Annotated in this window: 14 protein-coding genes; 6 read left to right on the top strand and 8 right to left on the bottom strand. The window is 58.5% G+C overall.

Annotated features, from left to right (window positions below; all coding sequences use genetic code 11):
* The first annotated feature begins 103 nt into the window (after nucleotides 1-103).
* Entirely contained in the window at nucleotides 104-433 is a 330-nt protein-coding gene (locus ACRZ95_RS18390) for an Hpt domain-containing protein (RefSeq protein WP_170680673.1), read from the top strand.
* Here the strand turns inward: ACRZ95_RS18390 and ilvA are convergent.
* Nucleotides 430-1,656: a threonine ammonia-lyase IlvA gene (gene ilvA, locus ACRZ95_RS18385; RefSeq protein WP_170680664.1), complete on the bottom strand. Its 1,227-nt coding sequence runs from the start codon at nucleotides 1,654-1,656 to the stop codon at nucleotides 430-432. The genes ACRZ95_RS18390 and ilvA overlap by 4 nt on opposite strands.
* A gap of 56 nt (nucleotides 1,657-1,712) precedes the next feature.
* Complete coding sequence (locus ACRZ95_RS18380; RefSeq protein ID WP_480555358.1) at nucleotides 1,713-2,531, bottom strand: hypothetical protein; 819 nt, start codon at nucleotides 2,529-2,531, stop codon at nucleotides 1,713-1,715.
* 91 nt (nucleotides 2,532-2,622) lie between these two features.
* Between ACRZ95_RS18380 and ACRZ95_RS18375 the strand changes: the two genes are divergently transcribed.
* A complete protein-coding gene (locus tag ACRZ95_RS18375) occupies nucleotides 2,623-3,849 on the top strand; it encodes an argininosuccinate synthase (RefSeq protein WP_170380221.1) in 1,227 nt (408 codons plus the stop codon).
* A 139-nt stretch (nucleotides 3,850-3,988) separates the two neighbouring features.
* Nucleotides 3,989-4,270 (top strand): SCP2 sterol-binding domain-containing protein, encoded by a 282-nt coding sequence (locus tag ACRZ95_RS18370; protein ID WP_170491779.1) that lies wholly within the window; start codon nucleotides 3,989-3,991, stop codon nucleotides 4,268-4,270.
* Here ACRZ95_RS18370 and ACRZ95_RS18365 read toward each other — a convergent pair.
* Genes ACRZ95_RS18365 through ACRZ95_RS18355 form a run of 3 tightly spaced genes read right to left on the bottom strand, consistent with a single transcriptional unit; the run spans nucleotide 4,267 to nucleotide 6,128 of the window.
* Complete coding sequence (locus ACRZ95_RS18365; protein WP_170462857.1) at nucleotides 4,267-4,608, bottom strand: carboxymuconolactone decarboxylase family protein; 342 nt, start codon at nucleotides 4,606-4,608, stop codon at nucleotides 4,267-4,269. The genes ACRZ95_RS18370 and ACRZ95_RS18365 overlap by 4 nt on opposite strands.
* Nucleotides 4,609-4,619: 11 nt before the next feature.
* Nucleotides 4,620-5,378 carry an amino acid ABC transporter permease gene (locus tag ACRZ95_RS18360; RefSeq protein WP_170380218.1) on the bottom strand — a complete coding sequence of 253 codons (759 nt, stop codon included), beginning with the start codon at nucleotides 5,376-5,378 and terminating at the stop codon, nucleotides 4,620-4,622.
* Between the two features lie 9 nt (nucleotides 5,379-5,387).
* Nucleotides 5,388-6,128: an amino acid ABC transporter ATP-binding protein gene (locus ACRZ95_RS18355; RefSeq protein WP_170680661.1), complete on the bottom strand. Its 741-nt coding sequence runs from the start codon at nucleotides 6,126-6,128 to the stop codon at nucleotides 5,388-5,390.
* 122 nt (nucleotides 6,129-6,250) lie between these two features.
* Between ACRZ95_RS18355 and ACRZ95_RS18350 the strand changes: the two genes are divergently transcribed.
* The gene (locus tag ACRZ95_RS18350) at nucleotides 6,251-7,021 is read left to right on the top strand and encodes a transporter substrate-binding domain-containing protein (RefSeq protein WP_170380216.1); all 771 of its coding nucleotides are present in this window, start codon (nucleotides 6,251-6,253) and stop codon (nucleotides 7,019-7,021) included.
* A gap of 160 nt (nucleotides 7,022-7,181) precedes the next feature.
* Nucleotides 7,182-7,853: a peptide-methionine (S)-S-oxide reductase MsrA gene (gene msrA, locus ACRZ95_RS18345; protein ID WP_170680658.1), complete on the top strand. Its 672-nt coding sequence runs from the start codon at nucleotides 7,182-7,184 to the stop codon at nucleotides 7,851-7,853.
* Here msrA and ACRZ95_RS18340 read toward each other — a convergent pair.
* Both ACRZ95_RS18340 and ACRZ95_RS18335 read right to left on the bottom strand, forming a co-directional pair.
* Nucleotides 7,850-8,722: a ribokinase gene (locus ACRZ95_RS18340; protein WP_170680655.1), complete on the bottom strand. Its 873-nt coding sequence runs from the start codon at nucleotides 8,720-8,722 to the stop codon at nucleotides 7,850-7,852. The two genes, msrA and ACRZ95_RS18340, sit on opposite strands and share 4 nt — an antisense overlap.
* Nucleotides 8,719-10,980, bottom strand: a complete 2,262-nt coding sequence (locus tag ACRZ95_RS18335; protein WP_170680652.1) for an NADP-dependent malic enzyme — start codon at nucleotides 10,978-10,980, stop codon at nucleotides 8,719-8,721. The genes ACRZ95_RS18340 and ACRZ95_RS18335 overlap by 4 nt, the downstream gene beginning before the upstream one ends.
* Before the next feature lie 161 nt (nucleotides 10,981-11,141).
* Between ACRZ95_RS18335 and mutS the strand changes: the two genes are divergently transcribed.
* Nucleotides 11,142-13,757 (top strand): DNA mismatch repair protein MutS, encoded by a 2,616-nt coding sequence (gene mutS, locus ACRZ95_RS18330; RefSeq protein WP_170680837.1) that lies wholly within the window; start codon nucleotides 11,142-11,144, stop codon nucleotides 13,755-13,757.
* Nucleotides 13,758-13,815: 58 nt separating this feature from the next.
* Here mutS and ACRZ95_RS18325 read toward each other — a convergent pair whose 3' ends face one another.
* Entirely contained in the window at nucleotides 13,816-14,379 is a 564-nt protein-coding gene (locus ACRZ95_RS18325) for a nucleotide exchange factor GrpE (protein WP_170470713.1), read from the bottom strand.
* Between the last annotated feature and the right edge of the window lie 2 nt (nucleotides 14,380-14,381).

The raw sequence follows: 14,381 nt of genomic DNA, 5'->3' as shown, positions 1-14,381 counted from the left end.
GGCTTAACATCGGGTGAAGGTCGATAGAGGCCGACGCTTAACCTGGTATTTACTCAGGCCGCGCTACCAAGGATCTATTCAATTCCGATGCAGGACGCGACCCATGATCCACTGGCCCCGAGTTCGACAGCTCCGTGACGAGGTTGGCGCTGATGAATTCGATGAGGTTGTCGAGATCTTTCTGGACGAGGTGCAAGAGGTCATCGCCCGCGTGCATGCAGACACCGCGCGGCAGGATCTTGAACAGAACCTGCATTTCCTGAAAGGCAGCGCCCTGAGCCTTGGGTTCGAGGTGTTCTCGAAGCTCTGTCAGGATGGCGAAAGGCTGGCCGCTTCCGGAGAGGCGGCGAAAGTCGATCTTAAGGAAGTCCTAGCCGCGTTTGATGCGTCGAAAGTGGTGTTTCAAACCGAACTTAAAGACAATCTGCACTAGATCACAAACTGTGCCAGCGTCTCATCCTCGGTGATGTCGGTATAGGTAAATCCGGCCTCATCCAGATGCGCAAAGAGGCGGGCGAAGTTCTCGGGCTTGTGGGTTTCGATCCCGATCAGGACCGAGCCGAAATTACGCGCTGATTTCTTCATGTATTCGAACCGCGCGATATCGTCTTCGGGGCCGAGGATGCTCAGGAACTCTTTCAACGCGCCAGGACGCTGCGGCAGGCGCAAGATGAAGTATTTCTTGACCCCGGAATAGCGCTGCGCGCGCTCCTTGACCTCGGGCAGACGCTCAAAATCGAAATTGCCGCCAGAGGTGACACAAACAACCGTTTTGCCACGGATAAAGCTTTGCACATCAGCAACCGCCTCAATTGCCAATGCGCCAGCGGGTTCCAGCACGATGCCTTCCACATTAAGCATCTCGATCATTGTGGTGCAGATGCGATCCTCGGACAGGACCAGCACATCCGATAAGTGACGGTCTTTCAACAGCTCAAACGGCTTGGCACCGATCTTGCCGACCGCCGCGCCATCGACGAAATTATCTACGTGATCCAAGGCAACCGGATGCCCTGCAGCCATTGCCGCGTGCAGACAGGCCCCACCTTTGGGTTCGACAAGCAAACAGTGGGTCCGATCCCCGAACCAGGTTGCCACGCCGGAAGACATGCCGCCGCCGCCGACCGGTAAGATGACATGGTCGGGCACACGGCCTAGCTGTTCCTCGATCTCGACCGCAAGCGAAGCCTGACCTTCGATCACATCCTCATCATCGAAGGGCGACAGGAAATGCCCGCCCTCCTTTGCGCACCAAGCTTGTGCCGCCGCAAGCGTGTCGTCGAAATAGTCTCCGCTGAGATGAACCTCGATATTGTCGCCGCCGAAAATACGGGTCTTCTGGATCTTCTGCTGAGGCGTGGTGACCGGCATGAAGACCACCCCCTTCACACCCAGATGCTTGCACATGAAGGCCACGCCCTGAGCGTGATTGCCGGCGCTGGCACAAACGAACAGATCCTGCCCCTGCTGCTTGCGCATGGCATTGAAGGCGCCTCGGATCTTGTAGGAGCGTACCGGGCTGAGGTCCTCTCGCTTGAGCCAGATATCAGCACCGTAGCGGTCAGACAGATGGGCATTCCGCTGCAAAGGCGTTGCTGGAAACACAGAGCGCATCGCCTGTTCGGCAGCGCGGGCACGGGTCATGAAATCGCTCATGCCGGTTTCAGTGGCTTATCCTAAGCAAAAGGGCAAGGAATACATGTGTGTACGAATTACGACAGCGCGCGTTTTTCGATGAAGACGCCATATAACGTTGTCAGGATGCTGACATTGATCAATGGCACGATCAGCATGCTGGCGAAAACCACCACCAAAGCGCCAATCACCGGGATGATTAGAAGCGCCGCGAAAAGAAGCTGAAGCACCATCTGGAACAACACCAGCAACACAACCAGCGCCACTATGGTGCCGTTCGCTCCGTCAGTTGCCCGCCACGCATCCGACAGTTTCAACGGTTCGCCTATTGCTGCGGCGGGCATGACCGGGGACACCCGGTAAAAGGCCACGGATAGGCCCACAACAACCAGAAGCCACGCCAAAATGCCCATCGCAGCCGAGGCCTGCGTCAAAAATCCGATGACAAGCATTGCCGGGATCAGGACGACTACACCCAGCAAGGCCAGCATCACCATCCGCCCAATGTAAGCGAGCATTCGATCCGATCTGAACGCGGGCAGAAAACCGGCCGGGTATTCTTCGAGCAGCACAAAGCGATGCCAGGACACGACAATCCAAACCATGATCGCAAACAGGGATGCCAGCACGCAGAACAGGAACGCTGTGACCGCGCCTGGCGATGCTGCATCCGGCAGACCGTTTGGCTCGGTCGAGATATCTTCGAACGAAATACCAAAAAGAAGGCTGAATGCGATGATGGCCAAACCGCCGATCAGTGCGGGGATCAGCGTGATCTGAATCGCCTGTTTCAGGTTCCGCAAAACCATCTTGATCGAATGCATGAAAATCTCGAACGCCAACATATGGAAATGCCCCTGCTCAACCATCTCTTGTTCTTTGTCCGGCCGTTTCACCGCAATTCCCGGCCTGCGTCAATCCACACAGCTTGCCCCCGCCCACAAAACCCGTTAGGGGCCAATCGTCTTGCGAATAAGGGGAAGTCAGATGTCCGCGCCCAAGAAAGTTGTTCTGGCCTATTCCGGTGGCCTTGATACCTCGATCATTCTGAAATGGTTGCAGACCGAGTATGGTTGTGAGGTCGTCACCTTCACTGCCGATCTGGGTCAGGGTGAGGAACTGGAGCCCGCCCGCCAAAAGGCTGAGATGCTGGGGATTAAACCCGAAAACATCTATATCGAGGACATCCGCGAAGAGTTCGTGCGCGACTTCGTTTTCCCGATGTTCCGTGCAAATGCGCAGTATGAAGGCCTGTACCTGCTGGGCACTTCGATTGCGCGGCCCCTGATCTCGAAACGTCTGGTAGAGATCGCTCAGGAAACCGGTGCTGATGCCGTAGCACATGGCGCGACCGGCAAGGGCAACGATCAGGTTCGCTTTGAATTGGCCGCCTACGCACTGAACCCCGAAATCAAGGTCATCGCCCCGTGGCGCGAGTGGGATTTGACCAGCCGTACTCGACTGATCGAATGGGCCGAAGCGCATCAGATCCCGATCGCCAAGGACAAACGTGGTGAGGCCCCCTTCTCGGTCGATGCCAACCTGCTACACACCTCCTCCGAGGGCAAGGTTCTGGAAGACCCCGCCGATATGGCACCCGACTACGTCTATCAGCGCACCGTCCACCCCGAGGACGCGCCCGATCAGCCCGAATTCATCGAGATCGGGTTCGAAAAAGGCGACGCGGTCAGCATCAATGGCGAAGCGATGAGCCCGGCCACCATCCTGACCAAGCTGAACGAATATGGCGGCAAGCACGGCATCGGTCGTCTGGACCTTGTCGAAGGCCGGTTCGTAGGCATGAAGTCGCGCGGCATCTATGAAACTCCGGGCGGCACCATCCTGCTGGAAGCACACCGTGGGATCGAATCCATCACCATGGACCGTGGCGCGATGCACCTGAAAGACCAGCTGATGCCGCAATATGCCGAGCTGATCTATAACGGTTTCTGGTACTCGCCCGAACGCGAGATGCTGCAGGCCGCCATCGACAAGAGCCAAGAGCATGTCACCGGCACCGTGCGCGTGAAACTGTATAAAGGTCTGGCCTCGACCGTTGGCCGCTGGTCCGATCACTCGCTGTATTCCGAGGCGCATGTGACCTTCGAGGAAGACGCTGGTGCCTATGATCAGACCGATGCGGCGGGCTTTATCCAGCTGAACGCGCTGCGTTTGAAACTGCTGGCGGCGCGCGACAAGCGTCTGTCTAAGTAACCTGGCCAACAGCTTAGAATTCAAAACCCCGGCAATCACACTTTTGCCGGGGTTTTCTTTTGCCCACCGGACCCAGCGTCATGCTTGCCGGATGTGGGGCCATGGCTTTACGCATACGTCAAGTTTGAAAGGACATACCATGCTGCAAGAGATCGCCGACGGAATTCAAAAAGGGCTGGACGGCAAAAGCTTTGACGGCTCGCTCAAGTTCGATTGCGGCGATGCGGGCGTGATCGTGCTGGCCGACAATCAGGCCACCACGCAGGATCAGGATACGGATTGCACCATCCGTATCTCGCAGGACAACCTGACCAAACTGTTGACCGGAAAACTGAATCCGATGACTGGCGTTGCTTTGGGCAAGCTCAAGATCTCGGGCAATATGGGTGTGGCGATGAAGCTGGGGCAGCTGCTGGGTTAATCGCCTTCCGAGAATACATCAAACGCCTTCAGCGCCTTTGCGCTGTAGGCAAAAGACGGGCCCCCGCCCATATAGGTCGCCATCGAGAGCGCCTCACACAACTCCTCTCGGGTGGCGCCAAGACGCACCAGCGATTTCACGTGAAACCCGATGCAGCTGTCGCAACGCGTGGCGATGGCAATGCCCAGCGCGATGAACTCTTTGGTTTTTTCGCTCAGGGCACCGTCGGTTTTGGCCGCTTTGCCCATCATCCCGAAGCCGCGAACCGTTTCGGGGACCTCTTTCGAGAGGGTGCCGATATTGGCCTCGGTCTCAGCCATGAAGTCTTTCCAGTCCATACTGTGCCTCCTTATCCGCGCTCGTCCGCGCCCATGCGGCGTTCCAGCCAGCGTACCCCTGCGCTGATGATCAGAACCAGGATTAGGTATTCAAATATCAGCAAGGTGTAGATTTCCAGCGGGCGGTATTCTGTCACCACCAGCTCATTCGCACGGCGGGTCAATTCCTGCATGCCAATCACACTGGCAAAGGCGCTCATCTTGACGATGTAGATGAACTGGTTGGCCAAGGGCGGCAGGATACGCCGGATCGCTTGCGGCAGGATCACGTAGCGCATGGTTTGCACGTAGTTCAGCCCGATGGTCTGGGCCGCCTCGCGCTGGCCGCGCGCGATGGATTGGATGCCGGCGCGGTAGATCTCGGCCGTGAAGGCACTGTCGGAAATAGCCAGGGTGATGATCGCGCCCCAGAATGGGTCAATCGGGATGTTCAGGCCCATCGACTGGAACACGATCGGCAGTCCGTAGAACACCCAGAACAGCATGGGCAGCAGTGGAATCGCGCGAATGAACTCGACATAGACCCTGTTCAGAAGCCGCCAGCCGCGTTTCTCGGACAGTCCGGGCAAGGCAACCAACAGGCCGATCACAATCGACAGCGCCGCCGCGATCAGAGAGATCAGGATCGTCGCGCCCATGCCTGAGATCAGGAATTTCACGTTGGTCCAGCCGGAGTCAGTCCTCGGGTCGATAACATACCAGCCCCATGTCTGGGATGAGGAACAGCCTGCCAGCAGCAGAAGCGGTATGAGGAGAAGTGCTTTTTTCATCATATCCACTCAGTGCTGCAAAATCTGGCTGAGGAACTTGCGGCACCGCTCCGAGGTCGGATTGGTGAAGAAATGCTCCGGCTTGCCCTGCTCCACGATCTCGCCCTCATCCATGAAGATCATCTTGTCAGCGACCTTGCGGGCAAACCCCATCTCATGAGTGACAACGACCATGGTCATGCCTTCATTCGCCAGCTCAACCATCACGTCCAGCACCTCGGCGATCATTTCCGGATCAAGGGCCGAGGTCGGCTCATCAAACAACAGAACTTTCGGCTCCATGCACAGGGATCGGGCGATGGCGACGCGCTGTTGTTGGCCGCCGGACAGTTGGATCGGGCGTTTATCGGCCTGATCTGGGATGTGAACACGCTCAAGATAATGGCGCGCGCGCTCTTCGGCCTGCGCTCGGCTCAGGCCCCGCGCCTTGATGGGGCCAAGCGTCAGGTTGTCTAGAACGCTCAGATGCGGGAACAGGTTGAACTGCTGAAACACCATGCCGACCTCGGACCGGATCGTGGCTGCGGATCTGGCGTCACCCTTCAGCTCGACGCCGTCAATGCGGATGGTGCCTTTCTGGTGTTTCTCCAATTGGTTGATACAGCGCACGACCGTGGACTTACCCGAGCCGGACGGCCCGCAGATCACAACCTTTTCACCACTATTGACCGTGAGGTTGATATTCTTGAGGACATGGAACGTATCGAACCACTTGTTCACATCGACAAGCTCGATGGCGGGGTCTGGCATTGGTCGATCTGTCCCTAGTTTGCGCGGGTGGATTGATTTATTGGGCCTGCGCCCCCTATCCCGCTTAAAACAACGAACTATATATGGCAGCAAGTCCCAGCTGCCACCAACAGGAGAATTAAATGAACACAATCTGGAGAGCAGCCGCAGCCGCTGCGCTTGGTCTGGTCTTGTCAGGCGCAGCCCAGGCGCAATCGGCACTGAACGAAATCCTGGATTCCGGTGTTTTGAAGGTCGGCACGACCGGTGATTGGAACCCGATGTCCCTGCGGGATCCGGCCACCAACAGCTACAAAGGCTATGACATCGACATCATGAACGAACTCGCCGCCGATTTGGGGGTTGAGGTCGAATACGTCCCGACCGATTGGAAAACTCTAGTGAATGGCGTTGTGGCGAAGAAATACCACCTGACCGGCTCGGCCTCGATCTCGCCGCCGCGGATGAAGGTTGCCGGATTCTCGGACAGCTATATCTCGGTTGAGCTGTTCCCATACACGACCAAGGACAAGGCCGACAAATTCGACGGCTATGAGTCGATCAACCAGCCGGGTGTGACGGTCGCAACAACGCTGGGCACAACCTTTGAGAAGCGCGTCCGCGAGTGGTTCCCGAATGCCGAGATCAAAGTGGTCGAAGCCCCCGCACGTGGTTTTCAAGAAGTGATCGCCGGACGGGCCGATGTGTTCATCACATCGAACATCGAAGGCTCCACCTTGGAAGAGAAGTTCCCGATCGAGCGTGTTAAGAACGCCGGACCACGTTCCCCTTCACCCATCGCGATGATCCTGCCGCAGGATGATCAGGTCTGGATCAACTACGTGAACAACTGGATTGAGGTGAAGAAAGCCCAGGGCTTCTTTGAGGAAAACCAAAAGAAATGGGGTCTGTGATCCTGCCAACGCCCGGCCTAACAGCCGGGCGTTTTCTTGCCGGTCGCATGGGTAAACAGGTCGGTCAATAAACTCAGGTCACCAGCGCGTGACATTCCATGTCAGGCAATTGCAACTTGTTAGAACACCGGTCACCTTGAGTCTCGGAAGGAGACATACCATGACCCGGACTGCATATCTCGACTACCTTAAACCCGCCTTGTTGTTCACCTTGATTGCATTGGCCGCCACCTTGCGCGCGGTTCCGGCCCCGGCTGCAGGGACCGAGACCCTGACGGTTGCCGGTGGATGCTTCTGGTGTGTTGAATCCGATTTCGAATCCGTACCCGGCGTAATTGGCGCTGTGTCCGGGTTCACGGGCGGCTCTGTCTCGAACCCGACCTATGAACAGGTGACCAAAGGCGGCACGGGCCACTACGAGGCTGTTCAGATCACGTTTGATCCAGCGCGCGTCTCACGTGAAACGCTGCTGAACATGTTCTTCCGCTCGGTCGATCCCACAGATGCCGGCGGTCAGTTCTGCGACCGCGGAGAGAGCTACCGCACCGCAATTTTCGTCTCTAACGCAGGGGAAAAAGCGCTTGCGCAACAGGCGAAGACCAACGCGCAACGAGCCCTTGGCCAAACAGTCGTAACCCCGATCCTGCAGGAGGGCGCGTTTTATCCGGCCGAGGCATACCATCAGGACTACTACAAAGGCGACAAGCTGGTCTTCACCCGCTTTGGCCCCAAGCGCCAGAAAAACGCCTATAAAGCCTATCGCAACGCCTGCGGTCGGGACGCTCGGGTGAAGCAGCTTTGGGGAAGCGACGCGCCCTTTACCGGATCTTAATCCAACTGCGCGTCCCGGACTTCCCTCAGATCCGGAATGACATCTGCAGTGCCGTGCCGCGTGACCATCAGGGCCGCGGCGCGGTTTGCTTGTAGAATGGCCTGCTCCATCGGCATGCCACGGTCCATCCCAGCCAGAACATAGCCGGTGAACGTGTCCCCTGCGCCTGTCGTATCCACTGCCTGCACCTTGTGAGCCGCGAAATCCACGGGGTCACAACCTTGCTGCAGATATCGCGCGCCTTTCGACCCAAGCGTAACGATCACATGGCGCACCGGCAGTTCCGCTGCATCCAACCCGGTTTCCTGCCGCAATTGCTCGGCCTCGACCTCGTTGAGGATCAGGAAATCCAGATAGGGCAGAACCTCTTGCACCGATTGCGCCTGAAACGGCGCGGCGGCGTAGCAGACGGTCAGGCCAAGCTCATGCCCCAGACGGGCCGCTTCGACCTGAGCGTTGGTTTCATTCTGCAAAACCAGAATATCCCCGGTATTGGCCGAGGCCAGCGCCTGCCCAATCTGCGCGCTGTCAAGCGCATGGTTGGCACCGGGGTATAGGATGATCAGGTTCTCGCCCTGGGCGTCCACCCCAATGATCGCGTGACCGGTCGGCACATCCACCTCAGCGATGAACCGCGTGTCGACACCATATTCCGTCAGTCGATCCTTGGCCCAGCGCCCATCCGGACCGACAGCACCGATATGGCTGACCCGGGATCCCGCGCGCGATCCGGCAACGGACATATTGGCCCCTTTGCCGCCCAGAAAACGCTCAAGACCGTCTGCCGCCAAGGTCTCACCCGCCGCAGGCAGGTGCGGCAGGCCGTAAACCATGTCGGCGTTGATCGAGCCTAGGTTCCAGATCGTCATGACTTGCCAATATCGCAGGAGGCCAGAATGGCCATGTTCAGGATATCATTGGCCGTCGACACGGTCGAGCAGATCTGAATCGGCTTGTCGACGCCAGATAGGATCGGGCCGATCACTGTGGCTCCGCCCATTTCCTGCATCAGTTTGGTCGAGATCGAGGCCGAGTGCCGCGCGGGCACGATCAGGATGTTGGCCGGGCCGGTTAGGCGCTGGAACGGGTATCCGGCCTGCTGATCCACGTTCAGAGCAACATCGACGGTCATCTCGCCTTCGTATTCGAAATCAACGCCACGCTGGTCGAGAACCGCAGGCGCGCGGTGCATCTTTTCGGCCCGTTCCGAGACCGGATAGCCAAAGGTCGAGAAGCTGACAAACGCCACGCGCGGTTCAAGCCCCATATGGCGAGCCACGTCCGCCGAACGTTCGGCGATATTGGCCAAATCGTTCTCATCCGGCCATTCATGCACGAGCGTATCGCCGATCAGAACAATGCGCCCCTTGTGCAGCAACGCCGTCACGCCCGCCGCGCCATGGGCGGCATCGGCGTCAAAAACATGGTTGATCCGGTCCAGCACGTGGGCCGATTTGCGCGTCGCCCCTGTCACAAGGCCGTCACCATGCCCGTGCGCGAGCATCAGGGATGAGAACACATGCCGGTCCCGGGCCGCCAGACGGTGGATATCCTTGGGGTCAAAACCTTTGCGTTGCAAACGGTTATACAGGAAATTCGAATAGGTCTCGAGATGCGAGGTGTTGGCGGCGTTCACCACCTCAAGTTCACGCACCGCATCGCCCAGACCGGCCTCTTCCAGCTTGGTTTTCACATCATCTGGACGGCCCACAACCAGCGCCTTGCCAAAGCCCGAGCGCTGATAGGTCACCGCAGCGCGCAACACGCGCGGATCGTCGCCCTCGGCAAAGATCATGCGGCTTTGCGCCTGACGCGCACGGGCATTCAGGCCGCGCAGGATGCTGGCGGTCGGATCCATACGGGACTTGAGGCTCAGTTCATAAGCCTCCATGTCGATGATCGGGCGGCGGGCCGCTCCGGTATCCATCCCGGCCTTTGCGACCGCCGGAGGGATGCGGTGAATCAAGCGCGGGTCAAACGGCGTCGGGATGATGTAGTCGCGGCCAAAGGTCAGCGATTTGCCATAGGCCATGGCGACCTCATCCGGCACATCCTCACGCGCCAGACGGGCCAGAGCATGGGCACAGGCGATCTTCATCTCGTCATTGATGGCGCGCGCATGGATATCCAACGCACCTCGGAACAGGTAGGGGAATCCCAAAACGTTGTTCACCTGGTTGGGATAGTCGCTACGCCCGGTGGCAACGATCGCGTCAACGCGGACCTCATGCGCCTCTTCCGGCGTGATCTCAGGATCCGGGTTCGCCATTGCGAAAATCACCGGATTATCGGCCATGCTCGCAACCATATCCTGCGTCACAGCCCCCTTGACCGAAACGCCCAGGAATACATCCGCACCCTTCATGGCGTCTTCAAGCGACCGCAAATCGGTTGAGATCGCATGGGCCGACTTCCACTGGTTCATACCCTCGGTCCGGCCCTGATAGATCACGCCTTTGGTGTCACAGACAATGCAGTTCTCATGCCGCGCACCCATCGACTTGAGCAGCTCGATACAGGCGATGCCCGCAGCACCTGCACCGTTCAGAACGATCTTAACATCTTCAATTTTTTTGCCCGAAATATGCAGCGCGTTCAGCAGACCCGCTGCACAGATCACCGCCGTGCCGTGCTGGTCATCATGGAAGACGGGAATATCCATCTCTTCCTTCAGGCGCTGTTCGATGATGAAACACTCTGGCGCCTTGATGTCTTCGAGGTTGATGCCACCAAAGGTCGGCCCCATCAGACGCACGGCGCGGCAGAACTCATCCGGGTCCTCAGTATCCAACTCGATATCGATCGAATTCACATCGGCGAACCGTTTAAACAGGACAGATTTCCCCTCCATCACTGGTTTCGACCCCAGCGCACCCAGATTGCCAAGACCCAGCACGGCGGTCCCGTTCGAGATCACAGCGACCAGATTGCCCTTGTTGGTATAGTCATAGGCAGTCTCGGGCGCTTCGGCGATTGCTTCACATGGAACAGCGACGCCGGGGCTGTAGGCCAGCGAAAGATCGCGCTGCGTGGTCATGGGAACGGTGGCCTGCACCTCCCACTTGCCGGGGGACGGGTCGAGGTGAAAGGCCAGTGCCTCTTCTTTGGTGATCTTCGCTTTGGGCATCTTAAATGTCGTTTCCATGACTTCGGGGCTGATGCGTCATAGCGCAGCCACGCGCGGGCCTCAATGAGAATGAGTTTTCGGCTTTTACAGAAGATGGGGGATTTGTAAGGTCACGTCCGGAACACGCCAGAAGGGGGCCGCTTTTGTCCACAGTCACGCCGATGATGGCGCAGTATCTCGAGATCAAAGAGGCCCATGCCGACGCCCTGCTGTTCTACCGTATGGGCGATTTCTACGAGATGTTTTTTGAGGACGCCGTCAACGCCGCGGAGGCGCTGGACATCGCCCTGACCAAACGCGGCAAACACAATGGTAACGATATCCCCATGTGCGGCGTCCCGGTTCATGCGGCCGAGGGCTATTTGCTGACCCTCATCCGCAAAGGGTTCCGTGTGGCCGTCTGCGAACAGATGGAAAGCCCGGCGGAAGCGAAAAAAAGAGGCTCTAAGTCGGTGGTAAAGCGCGATGTCGTACGTCTGGTGACGCCCGGCACGCTGACCGAAGACGCCCTGCTGGAAGCCCGCCGCCACAACTTTCTGGCCACTTATGCCGAGGTCCGGGATGAGGCCGCACTGGCCTGGGCCGATATCTCGACCGGGGCGTTTCACGTGATGCCTTTGACCTCCGTGCGGCTCAGCCCCGAGCTGGCCCGGCTCGCCCCATCCGAGCTGATCGTTGCCGACGGAATGGAACAGTCGCTGAACGAAACCGTCCGCGACCTTGGGATTTCGCTGACGCCTGTCGGACGGGCCAGCTTCGACAGTACCGCGGCGGAAAAACGCATCTGCGGGCTGTTTCACGTGGGCGCGCTGGAGGCGTTCGGGTCTTTTGGCCGGGCAGAGATTTCCGCCATGGGCGCCCTGATCGACTATCTTGAGATCACGCAGAAGGGCAAACTGCCCCTCCTGCAAACACCCCTGAAGGAATCCGAAGACCGTGTGGTGCAGATCGATGCCGCCACTCGCCGCAATCTGGAACTAACCCGGTCTCTGTCGGGCGGTCGCGCCGGATCGTTGTTGTCGGTGGTCGACCGCACCGTCACACCCGGCGGGGCACGATTGCTGGAACAGCGCCTCTCAAGCCCGTCTCGAAATCTGGATGTGATCCATTCCCGTCTCGACGCCGTCAGCTTTGCCGCCGAAGACAGCCTGATCGCCTCAGACCTGCGCGAGGCCCTGCGCAAAACCCCCGATCTGGACCGCGCCCTGTCTCGCCTGTCGCTTGAACGTGGCGGGCCTCGCGATCTGGCCGCCATCCGCAACGGCCTGACCCAAGCCACCGCAATTGCCGGCATCTGCGAAGGGCAGGATCTGCCGGTCCTGCTGACAACCGCCTTGCAAAACCTTGTTGGCTTCAACGACCTCATGAACCTACTGGATGAGGCTTTGGTGGCCGAACCACTCCTGCTGGCCCGCGACGGTGGCTTCATTGCCCCCGGCTTTGACCCCGAATTGGACGAAGCGCGCACTCTGCGCGACGAAGGTCGATCTGTCATCGCCGGGTTTCAACAGAAATATGCGGAACACACCGGCATCGCCTCGCTGAAGATCAAGCACAACAACGTCTTGGGCTATTTCATCGAAACCACGGCTACGCATGCCGAGAAGATGCTGAACCCGCCGTTCTCTGAGACCTATATCCATCGCCAAACCACCGCCAACCAAGTGCGGTTTACCACCGTCGAACTGTCCGAGATCGAAACCCGTATCTTGAATGCTGGAAACTTGGCGCTTGAGATCGAAAAGCGGCTCTATAAAAGGCTTTCTGACGAAATTCTGGCTCTCGCCGCCCGCCTCAACCAAGCTGCCAGAGGACTAGCCGAACTTGATTTAACCACAGCACTTTCCGATCTTGCACGCGGTGAGAACTGGTGCCGCCCGCAGGTCGACACCTCGCGCGCCTTTGAGGTTCAGGGCGGACGCCACCCGGTGGTGGAACACGCGCTGCGCCAGCAAAGCGGCGATGCCTTCGTCGCAAATGACTGCGATCTCAGTGCCGAAGACGGGGCCGCAATTTGGCTTCTGACCGGTCCCAACATGGCCGGTAAATCAACCTTCCTCCGCCAGAACGCTCTGATCGCCCTACTGGCCCAAATGGGCAGCTACGTCCCTGCGGAACAGGCCCATATTGGCCTTGTCAGCCAGCTTTTCAGCCGTGTCGGAGCATCAGACGATCTTGCCCGAGGCCGCTCGACCTTCATGGTCGAAATGGTCGAAACTGCCGCCATTCTGAACCAGGCTGATGACCGCGCACTGGTCATTCTGGATGAAATCGGCCGCGGAACCGCCACCTATGACGGCCTCTCCATCGCCTGGGCCACGCTGGAGCACCTGCACGCTGCCAACCAATGCCGTGCCTTGTTTGCCACGCATTACCACGAACTCACCGCGCTTGCTGGAAAGCTCAAAGGCGTCGACAATGCCACCGTCGCCGTGAAGGAATGGGAAGGTGAGGTCATCTTCCTGCATGAGGTCCACAAAGGCGCCGCCGACCGATCCTATGGCGTGCAAGTCGCCCAACTGGCAGGTCTGCCTGCCTCAGTCGTCGAGCGTGCCCGCATCGTATTGGATCAACTGGAAAAAACCGAGCGTGAGGGCGGTAAACAAAAATCCCTGATCGACGACCTTCCGCTCTTCTCTGCCGCTCCACCACCGCCGCCGCCTGCGCCGAAAGCCTCACCAGTCGCAGACATGCTGAACGACATCCTGCCAGACGAGCTGACCCCCCGCGAAGCACTCGACTTGATCTACAAACTGAAAGAGGCGGCCAAATCCTGACCGCCCCTTATTCTGTTCAAAAATACCTCCGCCGGAGGCTTGGCCTCGCAGAGGCCAATCAGCTCGCAGGTGTCGACGACACACCAACCTGCGCCGGGCGCAGCAAACGGTCGTGCAACATAAACCCTTCTGCAGACACCTGAATGATGTCCCCAGCGCGCGTTCCCGGTACTGGCGCTTCAAACATCGCTTCATGCACGTTCGGGTCAAACCGATCCCCAACCTCAGGCGTGATCACTTCGATCCCGTGCTTTTGGAATACGTCTTTCAACGCTCGCATGGTCAGTTCAACACCTTCCAGCAAACCAGCAGCCACTTCTTTCTGCTCATCGGTCGCTGCTTCAAGCGCGCGCTTCATGTTGTCATAAACCGGCAGCATGTCGCGGGCCAGTTTCGACCCACCATATTGCTCCGCGTCCCGGCGGGCCTTGTCGCCACGCTTGCGCGCGTTTTCCGCGTCAGCCAACGCGCGCATGAACTTGTCTTTGTAGTCATCCCGCTCGGCGCGCAACTCATCCAGTTCCAGCGCCTCGTCGCTGATCTCAGCGAACTCTTCGGCCAATTCTTCCGCTTCGGCCGCCATGATGTCGTCCAGAAATTCTTCGTTCTTGGGCTCTGCCATCT

It is taken from the genome of Ruegeria sp. AI3, assembly GCF_056541245.1.
The sequence above is the reverse complement of the archived record's forward strand: the minus strand, read 5'-3'. Positions and strand labels throughout refer to the sequence as shown.